This window comes from Corallococcus sp. AB018 (assembly GCF_003986945.1).
Taxonomy (GTDB): domain Bacteria; phylum Myxococcota; class Myxococcia; order Myxococcales; family Myxococcaceae; genus Corallococcus; species Corallococcus exiguus.
Genome location: NZ_RAWR01000598.1, coordinates 1 through 405 on the forward strand (window position 1 = coordinate 1; position 405 = coordinate 405).

At 66.7% G+C, this 405-nt stretch carries 1 protein-coding gene; it reads right to left on the reverse strand.

Annotated features, from left to right (window positions below):
* The coding region (locus D7Y11_RS43060; RefSeq protein ID WP_199754003.1) for a hypothetical protein at positions 1 to 246 on the reverse strand (246 nt) is incomplete at its 3' end.
* Between the last annotated feature and the right edge of the window lie 159 nt (positions 247 to 405).

A 405-nucleotide genomic window follows, 5' to 3' on the forward strand; every position in this document is an offset into this window, starting at 1 on the left:
CCCTGAAGGCGTGGTCGCGCTCACCGACGGCGTGGCAACGGACGTCTCGGGCGATGTCGGCGCCGTGGTCTCGGTGATGGTCTCACCGGTGGTGATGGCGGGTTCGGGCGGCAGCGTTCCGGTGTCGTCAGGTTCGGCGAGCCCCTGGGCAGCGCCGAGACCGACGACCGCCATGGCAAGCGCGCCTGCTGCACCGAAACTCGCTGCGGCGATCTTGAAACCTCGGCGGTTCTTGGCTGAACTCACGTGGTTCACCTCCGATATCTCGGCTTTGACTCCTCGTGCAGGAGTAGCCGGATGAACCGGAGGCGAAACCGTCGTGAGCACAGCGGCGGGCTACTTGGCGGCCTCTTCTTCCGAAGGCAACGGAGCCGGACCCTTGATCGCAGGCACCGCCATCGGCAC